The 22,300-nt window shown below is 63.7% G+C and carries 15 protein-coding genes and 1 tRNA gene; 8 read left to right on the top strand and 8 right to left on the bottom strand.

Going from position 1 to position 22,300, the window contains the following annotated elements; translation table 11 throughout:
* The first annotated feature begins 47 nt into the window (after positions 1–47).
* Positions 48–2,129 (top strand): prolyl oligopeptidase family serine peptidase, encoded by a 2,082-nt coding sequence (locus G3N59_RS07295; RefSeq protein ID WP_205981877.1) that lies wholly within the window; start codon positions 48–50, stop codon positions 2,127–2,129.
* A 57-nt stretch (positions 2,130–2,186) separates the two neighbouring features.
* Here G3N59_RS07295 and xth read toward each other — a convergent pair whose 3' ends face one another.
* The gene (gene xth, locus G3N59_RS07290) at positions 2,187–2,972 is read right to left on the bottom strand and encodes an exodeoxyribonuclease III (RefSeq protein WP_205981876.1); all 786 of its coding nucleotides are present in this window, start codon (positions 2,970–2,972) and stop codon (positions 2,187–2,189) included.
* Positions 2,973–3,125: 153 nt separating this feature from the next.
* Positions 3,126–3,851, bottom strand: coding sequence for an SDR family oxidoreductase (locus tag G3N59_RS07285; protein ID WP_205981875.1), 726 nt, complete (start codon positions 3,849–3,851; stop codon positions 3,126–3,128).
* 82 nt (positions 3,852–3,933) lie between these two features.
* On the opposite strand from G3N59_RS07285, the gene G3N59_RS07280 reads away from it, so the two are divergent.
* Positions 3,934–4,554 (top strand): 2-hydroxychromene-2-carboxylate isomerase, encoded by a 621-nt coding sequence (locus G3N59_RS07280; RefSeq protein WP_205981874.1) that lies wholly within the window; start codon positions 3,934–3,936, stop codon positions 4,552–4,554.
* Between the two features lie 68 nt (positions 4,555–4,622).
* On the opposite strand, the gene G3N59_RS07275 is transcribed toward G3N59_RS07280, so the two are convergent.
* Positions 4,623–5,609, bottom strand: coding sequence for a nitronate monooxygenase family protein (locus G3N59_RS07275; RefSeq protein WP_205981873.1), 987 nt, complete (start codon positions 5,607–5,609; stop codon positions 4,623–4,625).
* 172 nt (positions 5,610–5,781) lie between these two features.
* Here G3N59_RS07275 and G3N59_RS07270 point away from each other — a divergent pair, with 172 nt between their 5' ends.
* Together G3N59_RS07270 and G3N59_RS07265 are read left to right on the top strand one after the other, a co-directional pair.
* On the top strand, positions 5,782–6,330 hold the full coding sequence (locus G3N59_RS07270; protein ID WP_205981872.1) for a helix-turn-helix transcriptional regulator: 549 nt from the start codon (positions 5,782–5,784) through the stop codon (positions 6,328–6,330).
* A gap of 132 nt (positions 6,331–6,462) precedes the next feature.
* Positions 6,463–6,539, top strand: a tRNA-Met gene (locus G3N59_RS07265).
* A 63-nt stretch (positions 6,540–6,602) separates the two neighbouring features.
* Here G3N59_RS07265 and G3N59_RS07260 read toward each other — a convergent pair.
* On the bottom strand, positions 6,603–7,319 hold the full coding sequence (locus G3N59_RS07260) for an aspartate/glutamate racemase family protein (protein WP_205981871.1): 717 nt from the start codon (positions 7,317–7,319) through the stop codon (positions 6,603–6,605).
* Positions 7,320–7,559: 240 nt separating this feature from the next.
* Here G3N59_RS07260 and G3N59_RS07255 point away from each other — a divergent pair, with 240 nt between their 5' ends.
* Positions 7,560–8,846 carry an amidohydrolase family protein gene (locus G3N59_RS07255; protein WP_205981870.1) on the top strand — a complete coding sequence of 429 codons (1,287 nt, stop codon included), beginning with the start codon at positions 7,560–7,562 and terminating at the stop codon, positions 8,844–8,846.
* 81 nt (positions 8,847–8,927) lie between these two features.
* Here the strand turns inward: G3N59_RS07255 and G3N59_RS07250 are convergent, their stop codons facing one another.
* From G3N59_RS07250 to fixL, 4 genes are all read right to left on the bottom strand, one after another.
* Positions 8,928–11,024 carry a M3 family metallopeptidase gene (locus G3N59_RS07250; RefSeq protein WP_205981869.1) on the bottom strand — a complete coding sequence of 699 codons (2,097 nt, stop codon included), beginning with the start codon at positions 11,022–11,024 and terminating at the stop codon, positions 8,928–8,930.
* Between the two features lie 292 nt (positions 11,025–11,316).
* Positions 11,317–12,171: a bifunctional methylenetetrahydrofolate dehydrogenase/methenyltetrahydrofolate cyclohydrolase FolD gene (folD, locus tag G3N59_RS07245; protein WP_205981868.1), complete on the bottom strand. Its 855-nt coding sequence runs from the start codon at positions 12,169–12,171 to the stop codon at positions 11,317–11,319.
* 309 nt (positions 12,172–12,480) lie between these two features.
* Positions 12,481–13,137, bottom strand: coding sequence for an oxygen response regulator transcription factor FixJ (gene fixJ, locus G3N59_RS07240; RefSeq protein ID WP_205981867.1), 657 nt, complete (start codon positions 13,135–13,137; stop codon positions 12,481–12,483).
* On the bottom strand, positions 13,134–15,650 hold the full coding sequence (fixL, locus tag G3N59_RS07235; RefSeq protein WP_205981866.1) for an oxygen sensor histidine kinase FixL: 2,517 nt from the start codon (positions 15,648–15,650) through the stop codon (positions 13,134–13,136). Before fixL ends, fixJ begins: the two co-directional genes overlap by 4 nt.
* Before the next feature lie 298 nt (positions 15,651–15,948).
* Between fixL and aceE the strand changes: the two genes are divergently transcribed.
* The 3 genes from aceE (at position 15,949) to lpdA (ending at position 22,255) form a co-directional block, all read left to right on the top strand.
* On the top strand, positions 15,949–18,645 hold the full coding sequence (gene aceE / locus G3N59_RS07230) for a pyruvate dehydrogenase (acetyl-transferring), homodimeric type (protein ID WP_205981865.1): 2,697 nt from the start codon (positions 15,949–15,951) through the stop codon (positions 18,643–18,645).
* Positions 18,646–18,723: 78 nt separating this feature from the next.
* Positions 18,724–20,385, top strand: a complete 1,662-nt coding sequence (gene aceF / locus G3N59_RS07225) for a dihydrolipoyllysine-residue acetyltransferase (protein WP_205981864.1) — start codon at positions 18,724–18,726, stop codon at positions 20,383–20,385.
* A gap of 103 nt (positions 20,386–20,488) precedes the next feature.
* Positions 20,489–22,255 (top strand): dihydrolipoyl dehydrogenase, encoded by a 1,767-nt coding sequence (lpdA, locus tag G3N59_RS07220; RefSeq protein ID WP_205981863.1) that lies wholly within the window; start codon positions 20,489–20,491, stop codon positions 22,253–22,255.
* The last annotated feature ends 45 nt before the right edge of the window (positions 22,256–22,300 follow it).

Here is a 22,300-nt window from a genome sequence, read left to right as displayed (position 1 = left end):
AACCCTCTCGGGCATAATCGACGCTGTTTTCCTGTCGATGACCGAATATGCCCGTGACTTCTCCATGGCCCGCCGAGGCCGATCCTTTCCTGTCCCTCGAAGAACTCGACGATCCCGCCGCGATGGCGTGGGTCGAGCAGCAGAACGCGCGCACGCGTGCCGCGTGGCAAGGCGGCGCGCGTTTCGAGGCGCTGGAGAAGCGCCTGGCGCAAGCCTATCTGCCGCGTGAGCGGCCCGTGATCCCCACCCGCTGGCAGGAGTGGGCCTACGATCTCTGGGAAGACGAAGACAATCCCAAGGGACTCTGGCGCCGCGCGAAATGGGCGGACTGGCGTGCGCATCGTCCGCAGTGGGAAAGCCTGATCGATTTCGATGCGCTCGGCGAAGAGGAAGGCGTGCCCTGGGTGTGCGCCGGTATCGACATTCTCTATCCCGACGGCGATCGCGCGCTGATTCAGCTTTCCGATGGCGGCGCCGATGCCGTCGTCGTGCGTGAATTCGATCTCGAGCGGCGCGTGTTTGTCGACGGCGGGTTTGCCATCGGCAAAGAGGGCAAGCACACGATTTCGTGGATCGACCGCGATACGGTCTACGTCGGCTGGGACCACGGCAAGAAGACGCTCACGCGCTCGGGTTATCCGCGCGAAGTGCGCCGCTGGAGCCGTGGCGCGCGTCTGGCCGATGCGCCCGTGGTGTTCCGCGGCGAGTTCGACGATATCAGCGTGGAAGGCGACTACGATCCGATCGAGCAGCGTCACGACGTGGTGCGCAGCGTCGACTTCTTCGATTCATATTCATATCGTCTCGATGCGAACGGGCAGTGGCAGGTCTACGACGTGCCTTCGCACGTGGCGGTGGGCGCATGGCATGGCTGGCTGCTGCTCGAACCGCGTCTGGACTGGACGCTCGGTGCGCATACGTATGCGGGCGGATCGCTGCTGGCGATTCGCGAAGACGCATTTGTGGCCGGCGATCGCAATGTCACGGCGCTCTTTACGCCCACGCCGGTGACATCGGCGTGCGACTGGACCTATACGAAGAACGTCTTGATCGTCTCGTGGCTCGACGACGTGCAAAGCCGCACGATGCTCTGGCAGCCCGTCGAAGAGCAGGGCGCATGGACGTGGCAATCGCGCCTCTTTCCCGCGCGGGCAAGTTCGCAGGTGGAGGTTTCGCCGATCGAAGACACGCTCAACGATGAAGTATTCGTCGATGTCGACGATTATCTTTTGCCGCCCGAGTACTGGCTTGCCGACCTCGCGAAAGACGATCTGCAGACGTGGGAATTGCTCGATCGCTGGCCCACGCAATTCGATGCCGCACCGCTGACGGTGATCCGCTCGCACGCGCGATCGGCCGATGGCACGCGGGTGCCGTTCACGGTGATCGGCCCGCGCGACGCGCTCGAAGGCGGCGCGCGCAAACCGCTGCCGTGTCTGCTGGAAGGCTATGGCGGCTTTGCGATTTCGCTCACGCCGCAGTATCTGGTGGGATCGGGTATCGGCTGGCTGGAGCAGGGCGGCATCGTCGCCATCGCGCATATTCGCGGCGGTGGCGAATACGGTTCGTCGTGGCACGTGGAAGCGCAGCGCGAAAACCGTCAACGCTCGTTCGACGATTTCATCGCGGTTGCGCAGCAACTGGTGACGGAAGGCTTCACGAGCGCGCCGCAACTCGGCATTCGCGGCGGCAGCAATGGCGGCCTGCTGGTGGGCGCGTGCATGGTCCAGCGCCCGGAACTGTTCGGCGCGGTGCTCTGCGAAGTGCCGCTGCTCGACATGCAGCGCTATCCGCTGCTGCACGCGGGCGCTTCGTGGATCGACGAATATGGCGATCCTGAGGAGCCCGAAGAAGCGCAGGCGCTCGCGGCGTATTCGCCGTATCAGCGTGTGAAGCCGGGCGTGGTGTATCCGGACGTGCTGTTCACGACCTCGACCAGCGACGATCGCGTGCATCCTGCGCACGCGCGCAAGATGGTCGCGCGCATGCAGGAGCAGGGGCACGCGAACGTCTGGTATCTGGAGAACACGGACGGCGGCCACGGGCCGGGCAGCGATTCGCTGGAGCGCGCGCAGTACGATGCGCTGGTGTTCCGCTTTCTGTGGACTACGTTGGGCGGAACGTGGTGAAGCGGGTTTGAGCGCGGGCGGCGTACCTGATGCCGCCCGCGTTGGTCGATAAGGTTTTTAGCCCGCGAGATGGATATCCGCGATCACCGGCGTGTGATCGGACGGCTGTTCCCACTTGCGCGGCACCTTGTCGATCTCGCACGCCACCAGCTTCGGCGCGAGCGCGGGCGAGAGCAGGATGTGATCGATGCGCAGCCCCGCATTGCGGCGGAACGCGAACATGCGGTAATCCCACCACGTGAACATCTTCTCCGGCTGCTCGAACTGGCGATACGAATCGACAAAGCCCAGCGCGATCAGCCGCTCGAATTGCGCGCGTTCTTCCGGCGAAACCAGATTCTGGCCTTCCCATGCCTTGGGGTCGTGCACGTCGCGGTCTGCGGGCGCGATGTTGTAATCGCCGAGCAGCGCCAGTTGCGGATGCTGCTGCATTTCCTGGGCGAGCCAGTCGTGCATCGCATTCAGCCAGGCGAGCTTGTACGTGAACTTCTCCGAGCCCGGCGCCTGGCCATTCGGGAAATAGGCGCTGACCAGACGCACGCCTTCGACGGTCGCCGCGATCACGCGCTGTTGCGGATCTTCGAAGCCGGGGATATTGCGCACGACCGTGGCCTCGTCGACGCTGAGGCCGTCGCGCACGAGAATGGCCACGCCGTTATAGGTCTTCTGGCCCGCGAACCAACTGCGATAGCCGTGCGCTTCGAGTTCGGCGCGCGGGAATTTATCGTCGGTGAGCTTGAGTTCCTGCAGGCAAAGCGCGTCGACCTTGCTTTCGCCGAGCCAGTCGATGACGTGCTGCAGACGGACTTTCAGGGAGTTGACGTTCCAGGTGGCGATTTTCATGGATGATGAACCGGGTGATTGTGCGGCGGGCGAGTGCCCGGGATCGATGCCGGGACTATACCGCCCGCCTGCATCCGATCGATAACGAATCATACCGGGAACACGCCCGCACGCTGCGGGAGCCGCTGCGCGCTCATGCCGCCGCGCCGCCGCTCACCACTCCTCGATCCACGGCCTCAGATCCATTTCGTGCGTCCATGCGTCCCTCGGCTGCTGATGCAAGGTCCAGTACGCATCGGCGATATGCTCGGGATTCAGGATGCCGTCGCGCTCCTTGAGCTTGTAGCGTTCGGGAAAATTCTCGCGGATAAACTCCGTGTCGATCGCGCCATCGACGATCACCTGCGCGACGTGAATGCCTTCCGGGCCAAGCTCGCGCGCCATCGACTGCGCAAGCGCACGCAGCGCATGCTTGGCGCCCGCGAACGCGGAAAACCCGGCACGTCCACGCAAACTCGCCGTGGCGCCCGTGAAGAGAATCGATCCGCGCGCACGCGGCAACATCGCTTTGGCGGCCTCACGGCCCATCAAAAAGCCCGCGAAACAGGCCATTTCCCAGACCTTCTGATAAACGCGCGCCGTAGTCTCCGTCACGCTGAAGCGCACGTTCGCACCGATATTGAAGATGGCGACTTCGATCGGCGCGATATTGGCTTCGATTTCGGCGAAGAGGGCGACCATGTCCTCTTCCTTGCGCGCGTCCGAACCGAACGCGTGCGCGACGCCGCCTTCGGCTTCGATCTGCGCCACGAGCGGCGCGAGCTTGTCGGCGTTGCGGCGCGTCACGCAGGCGATATAGCCTTCACGTGCGAAGCGGCGTGCAATGGCACCGCCGGTGGCGTCGCCGGCGCCAATCACGAGGACGGCTTTCTTTTGCATCGGAGTAGTGGGTGTGCTTGTCATGTTCGTCTGTGTGGAGGAATATGCGTCAAGGCATTCACGTACAAATGGAGGAGAGACGATGAGCGATGTGAAAGTTGAGTTTCTGTTTGACTTTGGGAGTCCTAACGCTTACCTGAGCCATAAGGTGATCCCGCAGATCGAAGCGCGCCAGAACGTGCACTTCGAATATGTGCCGATTTTGCTGGGCGGCATTTTCAAACTCACCGGCAACCGTTCGCCCGCAGAAACGACGGCGAATATCGAGAACAAACGCAAATACATGTTCCTCGAAATCAAGCGCTTTATTGCGCAGCACGGATTGACGGCGTACCGCATGAATCCGCATTTTCCCGTCAACACACTGGCGTTGATGCGTGGCGCCGTGGCCGCGCAGCGCGAAGGCGTGTTCGAGCGTTACGTCGATCGCATGTTCGCGCATATGTGGGAAGACGGTCTCAAGCTCGATGATCCGGCCGTGCTGCGTGCCACGCTCGAAGCCGATGGTTTCGACGCGGCCCGCTTCGAAGCGGCGCTCGCCGATGCGGAAGTGAAAAGCACGCTGATGGAAAACACCGAAGCCGCGTTCGCGCGTGGTGCGTTTGGCGCGCCGACATTCTTCGTCAACGACGAAATCTTCTTCGGCAAGGACCGGTTGCGCGATGTCGAAGAGGAAATCGCGCGAGTGAAAGCGCGCGGCTGACGGGCTGACGCATCGCGCGCTTTCAAAGTGGGAACGCAAGCGCGAGTCATGCGTTCCCGCCTTGACGGTCAGGCTTCGACCGGCGTGTCTGCGGGCGCGGCGATCACACCCAGCCGCGCGCGTGCGGCGTCGTATTCGCGCTTCAGACGCGCGACCAGATCCGCAGCGGGCACGACGCTCTTGACCGCGCCGATGCCCTGGCCCGAACCCCAGATGTGCTTCCACGCTTTCGCGCCGCTCGACGCAAAGCTCATCTTAGACGGGTCCGATTCCGGCAGCGCGTCGGGATCGAGGCCGCTCGCCACGATGCTCGGGCGCAGATAGTTGCCGTGCACGCCGGTGAAGAGATTCGAGTAGACGATATCGGCGGCGCTGCTCTCGACGATCATCTGCTTGTATGCCTCGACCGCATTGGCTTCTTCAGTCGCGATGAACGCCGAGCCGACATAAGCGAGGTCGGCGCCCGCCGCCTGCGCCGCCAGAATGGCGTTGCCGTTGCCGATCGCGCCCGAGAGCAGCAGCGGGCCGTCGAACCATTCGCGAATCTCGTGAATCAGCGCAAACGGCGAGAGCGTGCCGGCATGGCCGCCCGCACCGGCCGCGACGGCGATCAGGCCGTCGGCGCCTTTCTCGATCGCCTTTTTCGCGAAGGTGTTGTTGATGACGTCGTGCAGCACGATGCCGCCCCATGCGTGAATCGCGTCGTTCACTTCGGCGCGCGCGCCCAGCGACGTGATGACGATCGGCACCTTGTATTGCGCGCACACGCCCAGATCGTGCTCCAGACGGTCGTTGGACTTGTGGACGATCTGGTTCACCGCGAACGGCGCAGCGGGACGGTCGGGATGCTTTGCGTTGTATTCGGCAAGCTCGGTCGTGATGCGATCGAGCCATTCGCCCAGCACATGCTCGGGACGTGCGTTGAGCGCGGGAAACGAGCCGACCACGCCGGCCTTGCACTGCGCGATCACGAGATCGGGGTTCGAGATGATGAAAAGCGGCGAGCCGACGACGGGAATCGACAGACCGCGGCGCAGGACGGCGGGCAAGGACATGCATATCTCCTGAACGGAACCGGCGGCCCCGGCGCAAGGGCGGGGCGCCGTCGTGTTGTTGGTGTCGATAAACATAGCAAAGCGCCAGACACTATGCAACCAGTTGCATAGTGTGTGCGCTCGGGGAAATAACCGGGGCGGTATCGCCGCAAGCGTGGTTTAGAATCGCCGCATGTCCACGCCACACGCCATCCTCATTGCCCTGCTGGAGAAGCCGTCGTCCGGCTATGACCTGGCTCGCCGCTTCGACCGGGCGATCGCTTACTTCTGGCAGGCCACGCACCAGCAGATTTATCGCGAACTCGGCCGGATGGTGGATGCGGGCTGGGTGGCCGTGGTCGAAGAAGACGCGGCGGCGACGCGCAAGAAGGTGTATCGGGTGCTGCCGGTGGGGCGCGAAGAAGTGGCGCGCTGGGTGCGCGAAACGCGTCTGACCGGCGACGACCGCAATCTGCTGTTGCTGAAATTGCGCGCCGATGCGGTGATCGGCCCGCTCGGGCTGATGGAAGAACTGCGCCGCATGATGGATGAGGCGCGCGAGCGACTCGATACCTATCGCGCCATCGAGCAGCGCGACTTCGGCGCAGCGTCGCTCACGCGTGGTCAGCAGTTGCAGTACGCGATCTTGAAGGCGGGGATTCGCACGCAGGAAACGTGGCTCGAATGGGCCGCTGAGCTGCAGGCGTTCTTTGACGAAGACGGCGGGCAAGCCAGCGAATAACGTTTGGATTCCGAATTAATTGCGATGCACGAAGTGATTCACGCTGGAATCCGCAAGTGCGTACAGAAGGGCTAGCAAAAATAAGTGTTGACTTCATGACAGCCGCACCCTATAATTCTTTTCTCTGACGGACGCGGGGTGGAGCAGTCTGGCAGCTCGTCGGGCTCATAACCCGAAGGTCGTAGGTTCAAATCCTACCCCCGCAACCAAAGCTGTTCTGTCAGAAGCAATCAAGGGTTACAACGCATCGGCGTGTAACCCTTTTTTGTTTTCTACGCGTCGGTTGTTCCCGCTGATTGCTTGAGCGACCAATCGACTGCCGCCTTCGCATGCAATGCGGTCGTATCGAATACAGGCAAGGCCGAATCGTCAGCGCCAATCAGCAGCGTGATTTCCGTGCAGCCGAGTATCACGCCCTGCGCACCACGCGCGGCCAGCGATTCGATCACACGCTGATACACGCCACGCGAAGCCGCTTGCACCACGCCGTGACACAACTCGTCGTAGATGATGCGATGCACGTCGTCGCGCTCTGAGGCTTCCGGCACGATCGCTTCGATGCCATGCACGTCGCGCAACCGGCCCACATAAAAATCCTGCTCCATCGTATAGCGCGTGCCGAGCAGTCCCACGCGCGTGACGCTCGCCGCGCGCAGCGCTGCGCCCGTGGGATCGGCGATATGCAGGAAGGGGATCGTGATCGCCGCCTCGATCGCCGCGCAAACGCGATGCATCGTGTTGGTCGCGAGCAGCACGATATCGGCGCCGCCGCGTTCCAGTTGCCGCGCCGCCTGCGCCATCAGCACGCCTAGCGCGTCCCAGTCTCCCGCGCGTTGCAGCGCTTCGATCTCCGCGAAATCCACGGTGGCCATCAGGCTGCGGGCATTGTGATGTCCGCCAAGCCGCGCCTTCGTTTCGCCGTTGAGCATGCGGTAATACTCCGCCGACGATTCCCAGCTCATACCGCCAATTACACCGATTGTCTTCATGGCCTGCATCGCGAATGGTTGAAGTGTCCGCACGAGTATAGGCGTGCTGTCCTGGCTGTACAGGTACGGTCGCGCCCAACTGTCACGATACGGCGAGGGGACAGTGACCAGACAGTTTTCTCGCAATTCCCGCCACTCTCGCATTTCCCGGCGGGCAGCCCGGATAGCGGCTGATTTCTGGCGCCGATAGAATCGATCCACCACCGAGCTATAGAACAAGACGCCAGCAAGGAGCCGCACATGGACCTGATCATTCGCCGCGCCGTGCTCGCACATGCGCATCCCGCCGGGCATCCCAGCGTCGATATCGGTATCGAGGCGGGTCGTATCGCCGCCGTCGAGCCGACTATTGCGGCGCAGGCGCGCGAGGAAATCGATGCAGCGGGCGCGCTCGTGTCCGCGCCGTTCATCGACGCGCATTTCCATATGGACGCCACGCTCTCCTACGGCCTGCCGCGCGTGAACGCATCGGGCACGCTGCTGGAGGGCATCGCGCTGTGGGGCGAACTCAAGCCCGATCTCACGCAGCAGGCGCTGGTCGAGCGTGCGCTCCAGTATTGCGACTGGGCTGTCGCGCGCGGCTTGCTGGCGATCCGCTCGCATGTCGATGTCTGCGATCCGCGTCTGCTTGCGGTCGAAGCGCTGCTGGAAGTGAAGCGCCGTGTCGCGCCGTATCTCGATCTGCAACTGGTGGCGTTTCCGCAGGATGGTTTGCTGCGCAGCGCGGGCGCGTTCGACAACCTCAAGCGCGCGATTGCGATGGGCGTCGATGTGGTCGGCGGCATTCCGCACTTCGAACGCACGATGGCCGACGGCGCGGAGTCCGTGCGCCTGCTCTGCGAATTCGCCGCCGAAAAGGGCTTGCGCGTGGACATGCATTGCGACGAATCCGACGACCCGCTCTCGCGCCATATCGAAACGCTCGCGGCGCACACGCACCGGCTCGGGCTGCATGGCCGCGTGACCGGCTCGCATCTCACGTCGATGCATTCGATGGACAACTACTACGTGAGCAAGCTGATTCCGCTGATGCGCGAATCGGGCGTTGCTGCCATCGCCAATCCGCTTATCAACATCACCTTGCAAGGGCGCGCCGATACCTATCCCAAGCGTCGCGGCATGACGCGTGTGCCTGAACTGATGGCGGCGGGCGTGACGGTCGCGTTCGGCCACGATTGCGTGATGGACCCGTGGTACAGCTTCGGTTCGGGCGACATGCTCGAAGTCGCGCAGATGGGCCTGCATGTTGCGCAGATGACGGGCGTGGACGCCTCGCGTGCGTGTTTCGATGCGGTGACGGTCAATCCCGCGAAGATTCTCGGCCTCGAGGGTTATGGCGTCGCGCCGGGTTGCGCGGCGAATCTGGTGGTGCTCGACGCGCGCGATCCCATCGAGGCGATCCGCCTGCGCGCCGCGCGGCTGGCCGTGATTAGCCGCGGCAAGGTGGTGAGCCGTCAGCCGGCGCAGCGTGCAACGCTCGCGCTGGACGGGCGGCCCGCAAGCGTCGATTTCAAGCTGCATCGATAAAACGCCAGGCAATAAAAAAAACCGCGCACGGTGAAGTGCGCGGTTTTGCTTGAAACGACCAGGCGATATAGCGCAGCGCGCTTATTGCGCCGGCGGCTGCTCCATGCCGTTATGACGCAGCAGCGCGTCGATATTCGGTTCGCGGCCGCGGAACGCCTTGAACGATTCCATCGCCGGGCGGCTGCCGCCCACTTCCAGAATCTCCTTGCGATAACGCGTGCCGGTGGCCGGATCGAGGACGCTCGACTGCGCAGCCTGCGCCGCTTCTTCGAACGCGGCATAGGCGTCGGCGGACAGCACTTCCGCCCACTTGTAGCTGTAGTAGCCCGCCGCGTAACCGCCCGCGAAGATGTGGCTGAACGTATTCGGCCAGCGCGAGAACGGCGCCTGCGCGATCACGTGATACCGCTCGTTGATCTCGCGGGCGAGATCGTTCACGGTCTTGCCCTTCGACGCGTCGAAATCGACGTGCAGCGCCATGTCGAACATCGAGAACACGATCTGGCGCAGCGTGCCCAGACCGCTCTGGAAGTTCTTCGCGGCGATCATCTTGTCGAACAGTTCGCGCGGCAGCGGTTTGGCCGTATCGACGTGCGACGTCATTTCCGTGAGAACGTCCCATTCCCAGCAGAAGTTCTCCATGAACTGCGAGGGCAGTTCGACCGCATCCCATTCCACGCCGTTGATGCCCGAGACCGACAGCTCATCGACACGCGTGAGCATGTGATGCAGGCCGTGGCCGAACTCGTGGAACAGCGTGATGACTTCGTCGTGCGTGAAGCAGGCCGGGCGGCCGCCAACAGGCGCCGAGAAGTTGCAGGTGAGGTAGGCCACCGGCGTCTGCACGCCGTTCGTTTCGAGCTTGCGGCGCGAGCGCGCGTCGTCCATCCATGCGCCGCCGCGCTTGCCTTCGCGCGCGTAGAGGTCGAGATAGAACTGCGCGACCAGCGTGCCGTCGGCGTTTTCGACGCGGAAGAAGCGCACGGTGTCGTTCCAGACCGGCGCGCTGTCGTCGCGAATACGCACGCCGAAGAGCGTTTCCGTGACCTTGAACAGGCCCTTGAGCACGAAGTCTTCAGGGAAGTATTGCTTGACCTCGTTTTCCGAGAACGAATAGCGCTTCTGGCGCAGACGCTCAGCGGCGAAGGCCATGTCCCACGGTTCGATCTGCGTGAGGCCGAATTCGCTGGCGGCGAACTCGCGCAGTTCCTGCCAGTCCTTTTCCGCATGCGGGCGCGCGCGCGTGGCGAGGTCTTCGAGGAAGCTCATGACCTGCGCGGGCGTTTCCGCCATCTTCGGCGTGAGCGAGACTTCGGCGAAGTTGTTGTAGCCGAGCATCTTCGCTTCTTCGGCGCGCAGCTTCAGTTGTTCGTCGACGATCGCGGTGTTGTCCCATTCGGGCTTGCCGCCGCCGTAGACCGCGCCGAGTTCCGATGCGCGCGTGACATAGGCGCGATACATCGTCTCGCGCATCGCGCGGTTTTCCGAGTATTGCAGCACCGGGAAATACGAGGGGAAGTGCAGCGTGAACTTCCAGCCTTCCTTGTTCTCGCGCTCGGCGGCTTCGCGTGCGGCGGCGATCACGTCTTCGGGCAGGCCGACCAGTTCGCTTTCTTCCTTCGCGTAGAACGCGTAGGCGTTGGTCGCGTCCAGCACGTGATCCGAAAACGCCTTGGCGAGCGCGGCCTGGCGCTCCTGCAGTTCGGCGAAACGCGGCTTCTGGTCTTCGGGCAGTTCCGCGCCCGAGAGGCGGAAGTCGCGCAGGGCGTTGTCGAGGATCTTCTTGCGCTCGCTCGTGAGCAACTGGAACGAGTTGTGATTCGTGATGGCCTTGTACTTCTCGAACAGCGCGAGATTCTGGCCGACGCTCGACCAGAATTCGGTCACGCGCGGCAGGTTTTCGCCATAGACGGCGCGCAGTTCCGGCGTATCGGCGACGGCGTTCAGATGGCCGATCACGCCCCAGGCGCGCGAGAGCGGTTCCGTGACGCGTTCGACCGGTTCGACCACGTCGCTCCATTGCGCGGGCGTCATCGGTTGCGCGGCGCGTTCGACGGCGGCGCTGGCGTTCGCGAGCAGCACGTCGAGCGCGGGCGTCACGTGTTCGGGACGGATCTCGCCAAAGCGCGGCAGGCCGGAAAAATCGAGCAGCGGATTATCGGAGGAAGTAATTGCCATGATGCGTCCTGTTCCTTCTGTCGCGGTTGATTCGCATGCGGTTGTCGCACTGTGTAGGGCCGGGGCGCGCCAGGCCAACTGAAAAGGCGCGCGCCCCGATAGATCGGTTATTGGGGCGCGGGGCGCACTTTCCAACCGGGTCGTCTGTGCAAATTAACAGAAGTCGGGGCAGGGTGGCGCAATCGGCGTCGTTGGCGCTAATGGAATGCCGCCAGCGCGCGATCCGCGCCCCAAAAAGCAAAGCGGCCCGCATGGGGCCGCTTCGTGACTGCGTGCGGGTCGGGCGCTGCGCTTACGCGCCTGCAGCGCGCTCTGCCGCTTCGATCGTGTTGACGAGCAGCATGGTGATCGTCATCGGGCCGACGCCGCCCGGCACCGGCGTGATGAAGCCGGCCTTGTCGAGCAGGCCTGCGAAGTCGACGTCGCCGCAAAGCTTGCCGTTGTCGTCACGGTTCATGCCCACGTCGATCACCGTTGCGCCCGGCTTGATCATGTCGGCGGTCAGCACGTTGCGCTTGCCCACGGCGGCCACGACGATATCGGCGTCGCGCGTGTGCTTCGCGAGGTCGGCGGTCTTGCTATGGCAGATCGTGACCGTCGCGCCCTTTTCGAGCAGCAGCAGCGCCATCGGCTTGCCGACGATGTTCGAGCGGCCGATCACCACGGCGTTCGCGCCTTCGAGGGGAATGTTGTACTCCTCGAACATCTTCATCACGCCGTAGGGCGTGCAGGGGCGGAACAGCGGCTGGCCGGTCATCAGCGCGCCGGCGTTGGCGACGTGAAAGCCGTCCACGTCCTTCTCGGGCGCGATCGCCTCGATCACCTTATGGCTGTCGATGTGCTTCGGCAGCGGCAGTTGAACCAGGATGCCGTGGATCTTCGGATCGTTGTTCAGTTCGTCGATGCGCTGGAGCAGATCGGCTTCCGACAGCGTGGCCGGATAGCGGTCGTACGACGAATGCAGGCCGTTGTCCTCGCACGACTTGATCTTGTTGCGCACGTAGACCTCGCTCGCCGGATTGTCGCCGACCAGCACGACCGCGAGGCCCGGCTGATGGCCGCGAGCGGTGAGGGCGGCAGCGCGCGTGGCGACATCGGCGCGCAGTTTCTTGGAGAGGGCGAGGCCGTCGATGAGAGTGGCAGTCATGGTCGGTCGAGAATCGAGGGTGGCTAGGGACAAAAGCGGGCAATCACGCTGGAGCGCGCCCGGCAGGGGCGATCGAATCGACGCGGCGGGTTCGGGGCTGAGGACCCGGGGAACCCGACGTCGCGCGCAGCGGGCGCTGCTGCGAAGGCCGACATTATACCTGTCAGACGGGCGTGACTTGTCGCGGCCGGACGGATCGTCAGCCGGGCGAGGCAGGAAAAATGCGGGGGAATGTGTTAGGGCGAACGTAGCGGACCACCCGTCGGGGTGGTCCGCTGGAGAAACCGTTCAAAGGTTGACAACCGCGGCTTACGACTGCGGCTGCTGCGCCTGTTGCGGCTTGTTGGAAAGCGCCAGACGGAGCAGGTCGGCGACCGTGTTCACGTTGAGCTTTTCCATGATGTTGGCGCGGTGCGCTTCCACGGTCTTGATGCTGATGCCGAGGTCGTCGGCGATCTGCTTGTTCAGGCGGCCGGCGATGATGCGCTCCAGCACCTGATGCTCGCGCGCCGTGAGCTTGCCCAGGCGTTCGGCGGCGGCACGCTGCTGCTGCACGTTGGTGCTTTCGCTGCGGGCCTTTTCCAGCATGCGCTCGACCAGCTTGCGCAGTTCGGCTTCGTCGAACGGCTTCTCGATGAAGTCCATCGCGCCCTTCTTCATGGTCGACACGGCCATCGGCACGTCGCCGTGACCGGTCACGAAGATGATCGGCAGCGAGGCGTTGTCGGCGATCAGGCGCTCCTGAAGCTCGAGCCCGCTCATACCCTGCATACGCACGTCCAGAATCAGACAGGCGATCTGGCCAGCCTGCTGTGCGGGCTGATAGGCGTCGAGGAATTCCTCGGCGCTCGTGAAGCACTGAACGCGGTAGCCGTTCGCTTCGAGCAGCCAGCGCAGGGAGTCTCGTACGGCCTCATCGTCATCAACAACAAAGACGGTTTCCTGGGTGGTGACTGGGCTGTTCATGGCTCTCCCGTAACGGTTTGTGGAGTCGGCTCGTCGCGGCCGTCCCTCGTGGGCTGGTCCGATTCGCCGATTGGCAGACTGCAATGGAACGTGGCGCCGCTGATGTGGCCGTCAGCTTCAATGTTGTTGACCACCCACAGGCGCCCGCGATGCGATTCGATGATCGAGCGGCAAATATTCAGCCCCATGCCCATGCCATCGGACTTGGTGCTGTAGAACGGTTCGAACAGACGCTCGGCCGTGGCTTCGTCCACGCCCGGGCCCTGATCCACCACGCTGATGCAGACGTTGCCGCCTTCGCGCTTCACGATCACGCGGATCACTGGATCCACGGCATTCGGGCGCGCGTCGGCCATGGCTTCGGCGGCGTTTTTCAGCAGGTTGACCAGCACCTGCTCGATCAGCACCGGATCGACGTAGATCACCGGCATGCGCGAGCGCATATCGGTCACGATGCGGATGCGGCGCTTGCGCGCTTCGATTTCGGCGAGACCCACGGCATCGGCGACGATATCGGCGACCCGCGCGGCCTGGCGCTTGGGTTCGGAGCGCTTCACGAATTCGCGGATGCGCTTGATGATCATGCCGGCGCGCACGGCCTGCTGCGCCGTTTTTTCGAGCGCGGGCAAGAGGTTTTCCGGCGCGCCACGGCCCGATTTCACCAGCGCCACCGTGCCCGAAGCATAGTTGTTGATCGCGGCGAGCGGCTGGTTCAGTTCGTGCGCGAGCGACGAGGCCATCTCGCCCATCGTCATCAGGCGGCTCGTGAACTGCAGCTTTTCGTCCTGCTGGCGGGCCAGTTCCTGGGCCTGCTTGCGCGTGGTGATGTCGGTGGCGATCTGCATCTGCGCGAGATGGCCGTCCACCCACTGGATGTACTGGCGGCGCACTTCGAACCACTTCTGGATGCGCTCGACGTAGATTTCCTGCGCGTCGGCGGCGCTGTCGGTGAGCGCGGTGGCGGGCAGGCCGGCGTAGGCATCGACCATGTCGATGGAATCCGACGAGGCGCTGGCGGAATCGAATCCGCCGCCGCCCGCGAGTTCCAGATGGCCGTCCGGGCGGATGCCGAACAGGTGGCGGTAGTAGCGGTTGGCGAACAGCAGTTCGGCTTCGTCGGCGGCCAGCACGGACACGGCGGCGTCGAGGCTTTCCAGCACCGTGGTGAAGCGCTCGTGCGCGGCGGCGAGTTCTTCGCGCGCGCGCTTCGGTTCGGTGATGTCGGTCATCGACGACATCCAGCCGGTCTGACGGCCCGAGCTGTCGATCAGCGGCGAAACGTAGAGGCGCGCATGGAACTGCGAGCTGTCCTTGCGGCGCACGCGCAGCTCGAAACCCGAGGAGGGCGCCTTGCCGCGCAGCGTCATGTCGAGCTGGCGCTGCATTTCCGGGTAGGCGTCGCGCGGCCAGTACGGGAACGGCGCGTTCTTGCCCACCAGATCGCTTTCATCCCAGCCCGTCATGCGACAAAACGCCGGATTGACGTGCGTGATCCGGCCATGCATGTCGAGCACGCGCATGCCGATCAAAACCGAGTTTTCCATCGCGCGGCGGAAGAACGCTTCCGCGTACAGCGCCTGCTGCGCCTCGAAGCGCTGGCGCGTGTGTTTCCACAGACTCCAGAGGCTCCACAGCACGAAACAGGACAGCCCCGCGACCAGCCACACGAGCGTATTGTTCGTGAAGTTGGTCATCTGCGGATACGAGTACACGCGCACCGAAACGCCCTGGCCCGGCGGGTCGAGCGGCAGGTCGTAGAACACGTCGCGCGGCAGGCGCGGGCGGGTCGAGGTGGTGGCGAGTTCGCGGTTGTTCGCGTCGAGGATCGAGATCTTGTACTTGGCCGACAGCTCGGACGGAATGTCGTGCTTCAGGATGCCTTCGACCGAGAACACGGCCGCGATCGAGCCAAGGAATTCCCGATCGCGGTATACCGGCGTCTGGAGCGTGATGTAGCCGTTGCCGACGTCGTCGTAAATAAGCGGCGAGTACACCTGACGGCGCGTCGAGCGGGCTTCGGCGAACGCGGCCTTTACGGCTTCGTCCATCTGCGCGTCGTTCGGCTTGGCCAGCCGCTGGCCGAACATCGGCATGGCCGTGGTGGGCCAGCGCGGCTCCTGCTGGCTCGTGTACCAGTTCAGATACAGGATTTCAGGATGACCCTGCATGATGTCCGTGGTGGACACCTGGAACGATTGCGGGTCGTTGTGGCCGGCCACCAGATCGCGCGAGAGCGCCTGCAATTGCTCCTGCGCGCCTGTCATGGAGAGGCGGATCTGTTGCTGGGCCCAGGCCACATTGCGGTAGAGCGTGTCTTCCTGCTGCTGCTGCTCGCGGCGGTTCAGGCTCCACAAGATCAGACTCATGACGATCAGGAACACCAGGATCGACAGGAGAGGCGTCAGCAAATAGGAATTCGACCACCACGGTCCGTGGTGCCAGCGGGACGGCGACGTGTCGCCGGGCGAACCGGGCGGCCGCGCCGAGCGTGCGAAAAGCCGTTCGGTCAACATGGCAAGGATTGTAGCTCAGCGTAAGACACGGAAATGCCGCGAAAAAAGCGATAAATCGCCGAAAAACGGGTTCAAACTGGCCGACTTCGGTACAAGGGCGCGAACGATTCAGCGTGCGCTGCAACAATTTTTCGCATTATAAAATCCCATCCCGCAATTCGAAAATTTCCTTGCGCGAACGCGGACGGCCTAATTACAATCGCCCGCAAAGCTGCTGCGGTCGGCCTGGTCACGTCTACACACGTTGCTGCCCGCATGGTCCGATCAACAGCGTTCCCCTTACATCCAGGAGACGAGCATGTCCGCTGTACCCGACGAAGTCCTGAAGTACGTTGCCGCTGACAAGGACGAAGATCCCCAGGAAACCGCCGAATGGCTGGAGGCGCTCGATGGCGTCATCTCGACCATCGGCCCCGACCGCGCCCACTACCTGATCGAGAAGCAGATCGAATTCGCCCGCGTGCATGGCGAACATCTGCCGTTCTCGGCCAACACCCCGTACATCAACACGATTCCGGTCGTGGCCCAGGCGAAGAACCCGGGCGACCAGGATATCGAGCACCGCATCCGCTCGTATACGCGCTGGAACGCCATGGCGATGGTTCTGCGCGCGGGCAAGCACACCAACGTGGGCGGCCATATCGCCTCGTTCGCGTCGGCGGCCACGCTGTATGACGTCGGCTACAACCACTTCTGGCACGCACCGTCGCCGGAACACGGTGGCGACCTGATTTTCGTGCAGGGCCACTCGTCGCCGGGCGTCTACTCGCGCGCGTTCCTGCTCGGCCGTCTGAGCGAAAACCAGCTCGACAACTTCCGTCAGGAAGTCGGCGGCGAGGGCATCTCGTCGTACCCGCACCCGTGGCTGATGCCGGACTTCTGGCAGTTCCCGACCGTCTCGATGGGTCTCGGCCCGATCATGGCGATTTACCAGGCCCGCTTCATGAAGTACATGCAGGCGCGCGGCATCGTGAAGACCGAAGGCCGCAAGGTCTGGGCCTTCCTCGGCGACGGCGAAACGGATGAGCCGGAATCGCTCGGCGCGATCGGCATGGCCGGCCGCGAGCGTCTGGACAACCTCGTGTTCGTCATCAACTGCAACCTGCAGCGTCTGGACGGCCCGGTGCGCGGCAACGGCAAGATCATCCAGGAACTCGAAAGCGAGTTCCGCGGCGCCGGCTGGAACGTCATCAAGGTCATCTGGGGTTCGCGTTGGGATGCGCTGTTCGCACGCGACAAGTCGGGCGCGCTGATGCGCCGCATGATGGAAGTCGTCGACGGCGAATACCAGACGTACAAGTCGGAGTCGGGCGCGTATGTTCGCGAACACTTCTTCAACACGCCGGAACTGAAGGCGCTGGTCGCCGACTGGTCCGACGACGACATCTGGAACCTGAACCGCGGCGGTCACGATCCGCACAAGATTTACGCGGCGTTCCACGAAGCTTCGAACTCCAAGGGCCAGCCGACCGTCATCCTCGCGAAGACGATCAAGGGCTACGGCATGGGCGAAGCCGGTCAGGCGATGAACATCACCCACCAGCAGAAGAAGATGCAGGTGGATCAGCTCAAGAAGTTCCGCGACCAGTTCCGCCTGCCGATCACCGACGAGCAGATCGTCGACGTGCCGTACCTCAAGTTCGAGGAAGGTTCGAAGGAACTCGAATACATGCGCCAGAAGCGCATGGACCTCGGCGGTTACCTGCCGGCTCGCCGCCAGAAGGCCGAGTCGCTGCCGGTGCCGGCGCTCGAAGCATTCGAGCCGCTGCTCAAGGGCACGGGCGAAGGCCGTGAGATTTCGACGACGATGGCGTTCGTGCGTATCCTCAACATCCTGTTGAAGGACAAGGCGATCGGCAAGCGCGTCGTGCCGATCGTGCCGGACGAATCGCGTACCTTCGGTATGGAAGGTCTGTTCCGCCAGATCGGTATCTGGAATCAGCAAGGCCAGAAGTACGTGCCGGAAGATTCCGACCAGCTGATGTTCTACAAGGAATCGGAAAGCGGTCAGATCCTGCAGGAAGGCATCAACGAAGCCGGCGGTATGTCGGACTGGATCGCCGCCGCGACGTCGTACTCGACGCACGGCGAGACGATGATCCCGTTCTACATCTTCTATTCGATGTTCGGCATGCAGCGTATCGGCGACCTGGTGTGGGCCGCTGGCGACATGCGTTCGCGCGGCTTCCTGCTGGGCGGCACCGCAGGCCGTACGACGCTGAACGGCGAAGGTCTGCAGCACGAAGACGGTCACTCGCTCCTGTGGGCGGCATCGGTGCCGAACTGCGTGAGCTACGACCCGACCTTCGGCTACGAACTCGCGGTCATCATGCAAGACGGTCTGCGCCGCATGGTGCAGGACCAGGAAGACGTGTTCTATTACATCACCGTGATGAACGAAAACTACGAGCACCCGGCGATTCCGCAGGGTGAGGCCGTAGCCGCCGACATCATCAAGGGCATGTACGCGTTCCGTAAGGGCGACGAGAAGGCCAAGGGCCCGCGCGTTCAACTGCTGGGCGCCGGTACGATCTTCAACGAAGTGATCGCTGCCGCCGACCTGCTGAAGAACGACTGGGGCGTCGAAGCCGACCTCTGGAGCGTCCCGAGCTTCACCGAACTGGCCCGTGAAGGCCACGAAGTCGAGCGCTGGAACCTGCTGCACCCGAGCGAGCCGCGCCGCGAATCGCACGTCGAAAAGCTGCTCAAGGGCACGGAAGGTCCGGTCATCGCTTCGACCGACTACATCCGCGCACTGGTCGACCAGATCCGTGGTCTGGTGCCGCGCAAGTTCGTGGTGCTCGGCACCGACGGTTTCGGCCGTTCGGATACGCGTGAAAAACTGCGTCACTTCTTCGAAGTCGATCGTTACTGGACGACGGTTGCAGCGCTCAACGCGCTCGCGGATGAAGGCAAGATCGAGCGCAAGGTGGTTGGCGAAGCACTCGCCAAGTACAACCTCGATCCGTCGAAACCCAACCCGATGACCGTCTAACGCATCACCCCCTGTGCATCGCAAGCGCGCCTCCCCGAAGCGGGGAGGCGTTCTTATGCGGCCCCGGAGACACTAACAATGAGTCAAGCGATCGAAGTCAAGGTGCCGGACATCGGCGATTACACGGACATTCCTGTGATCGAGGTGCTGGTGAAGGCGGGTGATACCGTCGAGAAAGAGCAATCGCTCATCACGCTGGAGTCGGACAAGGCGACGATGGACGTGCCGAGCCCGGCCTCGGGCACGGTTAAGGAAGTGAAGGTCAAGGTCGGCGATAACGTCTCGGAAGGCGTGCTCGTCCTCGTGCTGGAAGCCGCTGGCGCCGCTGCGGCTCCGGCTGCCGCACCGGCTGCGAAGGAAGAGAAGGCTGCTCCGGCTGCCGCGCCTGCGCAAGCCGCAGCTCCGGCTGCTGCTGCGCCCGCTGCAAGCGGCGGCGCGCAGACCGTCAAGGTCCCGGATATCGGCGACTACACGGGCGTGCCGGTTATCGAGATCGGCGTGAAGGTGGGCGACCGTGTCGAGAAGGAACAGTCGCTCGTCACGCTGGAATCGGACAAGGCCACGATGGACGTGCCGAGCCCGGTCGCCGGCATCGTCAAGGCCATCCTGGTGAAGGTCGGCGATAGCGTGTCGGAAGGCGCGGAAATCGTCGTCGTGGAAGCGGAAGGTGCGGCGGCTGCCGCACCGGCAGCGAAGGCGCCGGTCGAGCAACCGTCCGACGCTCCGCAGGCTGCGCCCGCCAAGGCCGCGCCCGCTGCGCCGTCCGCGCTCGCGCAGGCTCCGAACATTCCCGCAGGTGAAGGCGGCGCACGCCGTCCGAGCCACGCTTCGCCGTCGGTGCGCAAGTTCGCACGCGATCTGGGCGTCGACGTCGGCCGCGTTTCGGGCACGGGTCCGAAGGGCCGCATCACCCAGGACGACATCACGGCGTTCGTGAAGGGCGTCATGACCGGCGCGCTGGCCGCTCCGGCTGCTGCCGCCGCTCCGGCCGCAGGTGGCGGCGCAGGTCTGAACCTGCTGCCGTGGCCGAAGGTCGACTTCACGAAGTTCGGCCCGATCGATACGCAGCCGCTGTCGCGTATCAAGAAGATCTCGGGCGCGAACCTGCATCGCAACTGGGTCATGATCCCGCACGTCACCAACAACGACGAAGCGGACATCACCGACCTCGAAGCGCTGCGCGTGCAACTGAACAAGGAAAACGAGAAGGCCGGCGTGAAGTTCACGATGCTGGCGTTCGTCATCAAGGCCTGCGTCGCCGCGCTGAAGAAGTTCCCGGCGTTCAACGCAAGCCTCGACGGCGACAACCTCGTCTTCAAGCAGTACTACCACATCGGTTTTGCCGCCGACACGCCGAACGGTCTGGTCGTCCCGGTGATCCGCGACGCTGACAAGAAGGGTCTCGTCGACATCGCGAAGGAAATGGCCGAACTGTCGAAGCTGGCTCGCGACGGCAAGCTCAAGCCGGACCAGATGCAAGGCGGCTGCTTCTCGATCTCGTCGCTTGGCGGTATCGGCGGCACGCACTTCACGCCGATCATCAACGCGCCGGAAGTGGCCATCCTTGGCCTGTCCAAGAGCGCGATGAAGCCGGTGTGGGACGGCAAGCAGTTCGTGCCGCGCCTGACGCTGCCGCTCTCGCTCTCGTACGACCACCGCGTGATCGACGGCGCCGCTGCCGCGCGCTTCAACGCGTACCTCGGCCAGATCCTCGGCGATTTCCGCCGCGTGATCCTGTAAAACCGCTTCGACCGGCTCGCGCCGTCGCGCCGCATCCTGCCCGATCGTTCAGGCAGATGCGCGCCGCGGCGGGCGCGAGCCGGTCGTTCCTGAAGGGGACACCATGAGTCTCGTCGAAGTGAAAGTGCCGGATATCGGCGACTTCAAGGACATCGACGTCATCGAAGTCAACATCAAGCCGGGCGACGTGATCGAGAAAGAGCAGTCGCTGCTCTCGCTCGAGTCGGACAAGGCCACGATGGAAGTGCCCAGCGAAGTCGCGGGCACGGTCAAGGAAGTGAAGATCAAGGCCGGCGACAAGGCGTCGCAAGGCACCGTGGTCGCGATCGTCGAAGTGTCGGAAGGTGCGGCCGCTCCGGCTCCCGCTGCTGCCGCACCGAAGGCCGAAGCGCCCAAGGCTGCCGAAGCACCGAAGGCGGCTGCCCCGGCACCGCAAGCCGGCAGCTTCAGCGGCAGCGCCGACGTCGAATGCGACATGCTCGTGCTCGGCGCGGGCCCTGGCGGCTACTCGGCGGCGTTCCGCTCCGCCGATCTGGGCATGAAGACCGTGCTGGTCGAGCGTTATTCGACGCTCGGCGGCGTGTGTCTGAATGTCGGCTGCATCCCGTCGAAGGCGCTGCTGCACACGGCGCTGGTGATCGATGAAGCCGCTGCGCTCGAATCGCACGGCATCTCGTTCGGCAAGCCGCAGATCGACCTCGACAAGCTGCGCGACTTCAAGTCGGGCGTCGTCAAGAAGCTCACCGGCGGTCTCGCCGGCATGGCCAAAGCGCGCAAGGTCGAAGTCGTGACGGGCTTCGGTTCGTTCATCGACCCGAACCACATGGAAGTGGCGGGCGAAAACGGCAAGAAGATCGTCAAGTTCAAGCAGGCGATCATCGCGGCGGGTTCGCAAGCCGTGAAGCTGCCGTTCATGCCGGAAGATCCGCGCGTGGTCGATTCGACCGGCGCGCTCGAACTGCGTCAGATCCCGCAGAAGATGCTGGTGATCGGCGGCGGCATTATCGGTCTGGAAATGGCGACGGTCTATTCGACGCTCGGCGCGCAGATCGATGTCGTGGAAATGCTCGACGGCCTGATGGCCGGCGCGGACCGCGATCTCGTCAAGGTCTGGGAGAAGTACAACGCGAAGCGCTTCGCGAATGTCATGCTCAAGACCAAAACGACGAAGGCCGAAGCGAAGGAAGACGGCATCTACGTCACGTTCGAAGGCGAAAAGGCGCCGGCCGAAGCGCAACGTTACGACCTCGTGCTGGTCGCCGTGGGCCGCTCGCCCAACGGCAAGAAGATCGGCGCGGACAAGGCTGGCGTGGCGGTGACGGATCGCGGCTTCATCGAAGTCGACAAGCAGCTGCGCACCAACGTGCCGCACATCTTCGCGATCGGCGATGTGGTCGGTCAGCCGATGCTCGCGCACAAGGCCGTGCATGAAGGCCACGTGGCGGCGGAAGCGGCGCACGGCGAGAAGGCGTACTTCGACGCGCTGCAGATTCCGTCGGTGGCCTACACCGATCCGGAAGTGGCCTGGGCCGGCAAGACCGAAGAGCAGTGCAAGGCCGAAGGCATCAAGTACGGCAAGGCCGTGTTCCCGTGGGCCGCTTCGGGCCGCGCGATCGCCAATGGCCGCGACGAAGGCTTCACCAAGCTGATTTTCGACGAAGAGACGCATCGCGTGATCGGCGGCGGTATCGTCGGCCTGAACGCTGGCGACCTGATCAGCGAAGTCTGCCTCGCGGTGGAAATGGGCGCGGATGCGACCGACATCGGCAAGACGATTCACCCGCACCCGACGCTGGGCGAATCCGTGGGCATGGCCGCCGAGCTGTACGAAGGCGTCTGTACCGACCTGCCGCCGCAGAAGAAGAAGTAAATTCGCGCCGCGCCGCTTCGGTGGCGCGCGTGAAAGTAAAACGGC

It is taken from the genome of Paraburkholderia sp. Ac-20340, from assembly GCF_017104965.1.
Taxonomy (GTDB): Bacteria; Pseudomonadota; Gammaproteobacteria; order Burkholderiales; family Burkholderiaceae; genus Paraburkholderia.
The sequence above is the reverse complement of the archived record's forward strand: the minus strand, read 5'-3'. Positions and strand labels throughout refer to the sequence as shown.

Excerpts from the sequence above, each read along its gene's own strand:
- lpdA (WP_205981863.1), top strand. The coding sequence starts at position 20,489 with ATGAGTCTCGTCGAAGTGAAAGTGCCGGATATCGGCGACTTCAAGGAC.
- G3N59_RS07255 (WP_205981870.1), top strand. The coding sequence starts at position 7,560 with ATGGACCTGATCATTCGCCGCGCCGTGCTCGCACATGCGCATCCCGCC.
- fixL (WP_205981866.1), bottom strand. The coding sequence starts at position 15,650 with ATGTTGACCGAACGGCTTTTCGCACGCTCGGCGCGGCCGCCCGGTTCG.
- G3N59_RS07250 (WP_205981869.1), bottom strand. The coding sequence starts at position 11,024 with ATGGCAATTACTTCCTCCGATAATCCGCTGCTCGATTTTTCCGGCCTG.
- G3N59_RS07280 (WP_205981874.1), top strand. The coding sequence starts at position 3,934 with ATGAGCGATGTGAAAGTTGAGTTTCTGTTTGACTTTGGGAGTCCTAAC.
- G3N59_RS07295 (WP_205981877.1), top strand. The coding sequence starts at position 48 with ATGCCCGTGACTTCTCCATGGCCCGCCGAGGCCGATCCTTTCCTGTCC.
- fixJ (WP_205981867.1), bottom strand. The coding sequence starts at position 13,137 with ATGAACAGCCCAGTCACCACCCAGGAAACCGTCTTTGTTGTTGATGAC.
- G3N59_RS07260 (WP_205981871.1), bottom strand. The coding sequence starts at position 7,319 with ATGAAGACAATCGGTGTAATTGGCGGTATGAGCTGGGAATCGTCGGCG.
- folD (WP_205981868.1), bottom strand. The coding sequence starts at position 12,171 with ATGACTGCCACTCTCATCGACGGCCTCGCCCTCTCCAAGAAACTGCGC.
- xth (WP_205981876.1), bottom strand. The coding sequence starts at position 2,972 with ATGAAAATCGCCACCTGGAACGTCAACTCCCTGAAAGTCCGTCTGCAG.
- G3N59_RS07270 (WP_205981872.1), top strand. The coding sequence starts at position 5,782 with ATGTCCACGCCACACGCCATCCTCATTGCCCTGCTGGAGAAGCCGTCG.
- aceF (WP_205981864.1), top strand. The coding sequence starts at position 18,724 with ATGAGTCAAGCGATCGAAGTCAAGGTGCCGGACATCGGCGATTACACG.
- G3N59_RS07275 (WP_205981873.1), bottom strand. The coding sequence starts at position 5,609 with ATGTCCTTGCCCGCCGTCCTGCGCCGCGGTCTGTCGATTCCCGTCGTC.
- G3N59_RS07285 (WP_205981875.1), bottom strand. The coding sequence starts at position 3,851 with ATGCAAAAGAAAGCCGTCCTCGTGATTGGCGCCGGCGACGCCACCGGC.
- aceE (WP_205981865.1), top strand. The coding sequence starts at position 15,949 with ATGTCCGCTGTACCCGACGAAGTCCTGAAGTACGTTGCCGCTGACAAG.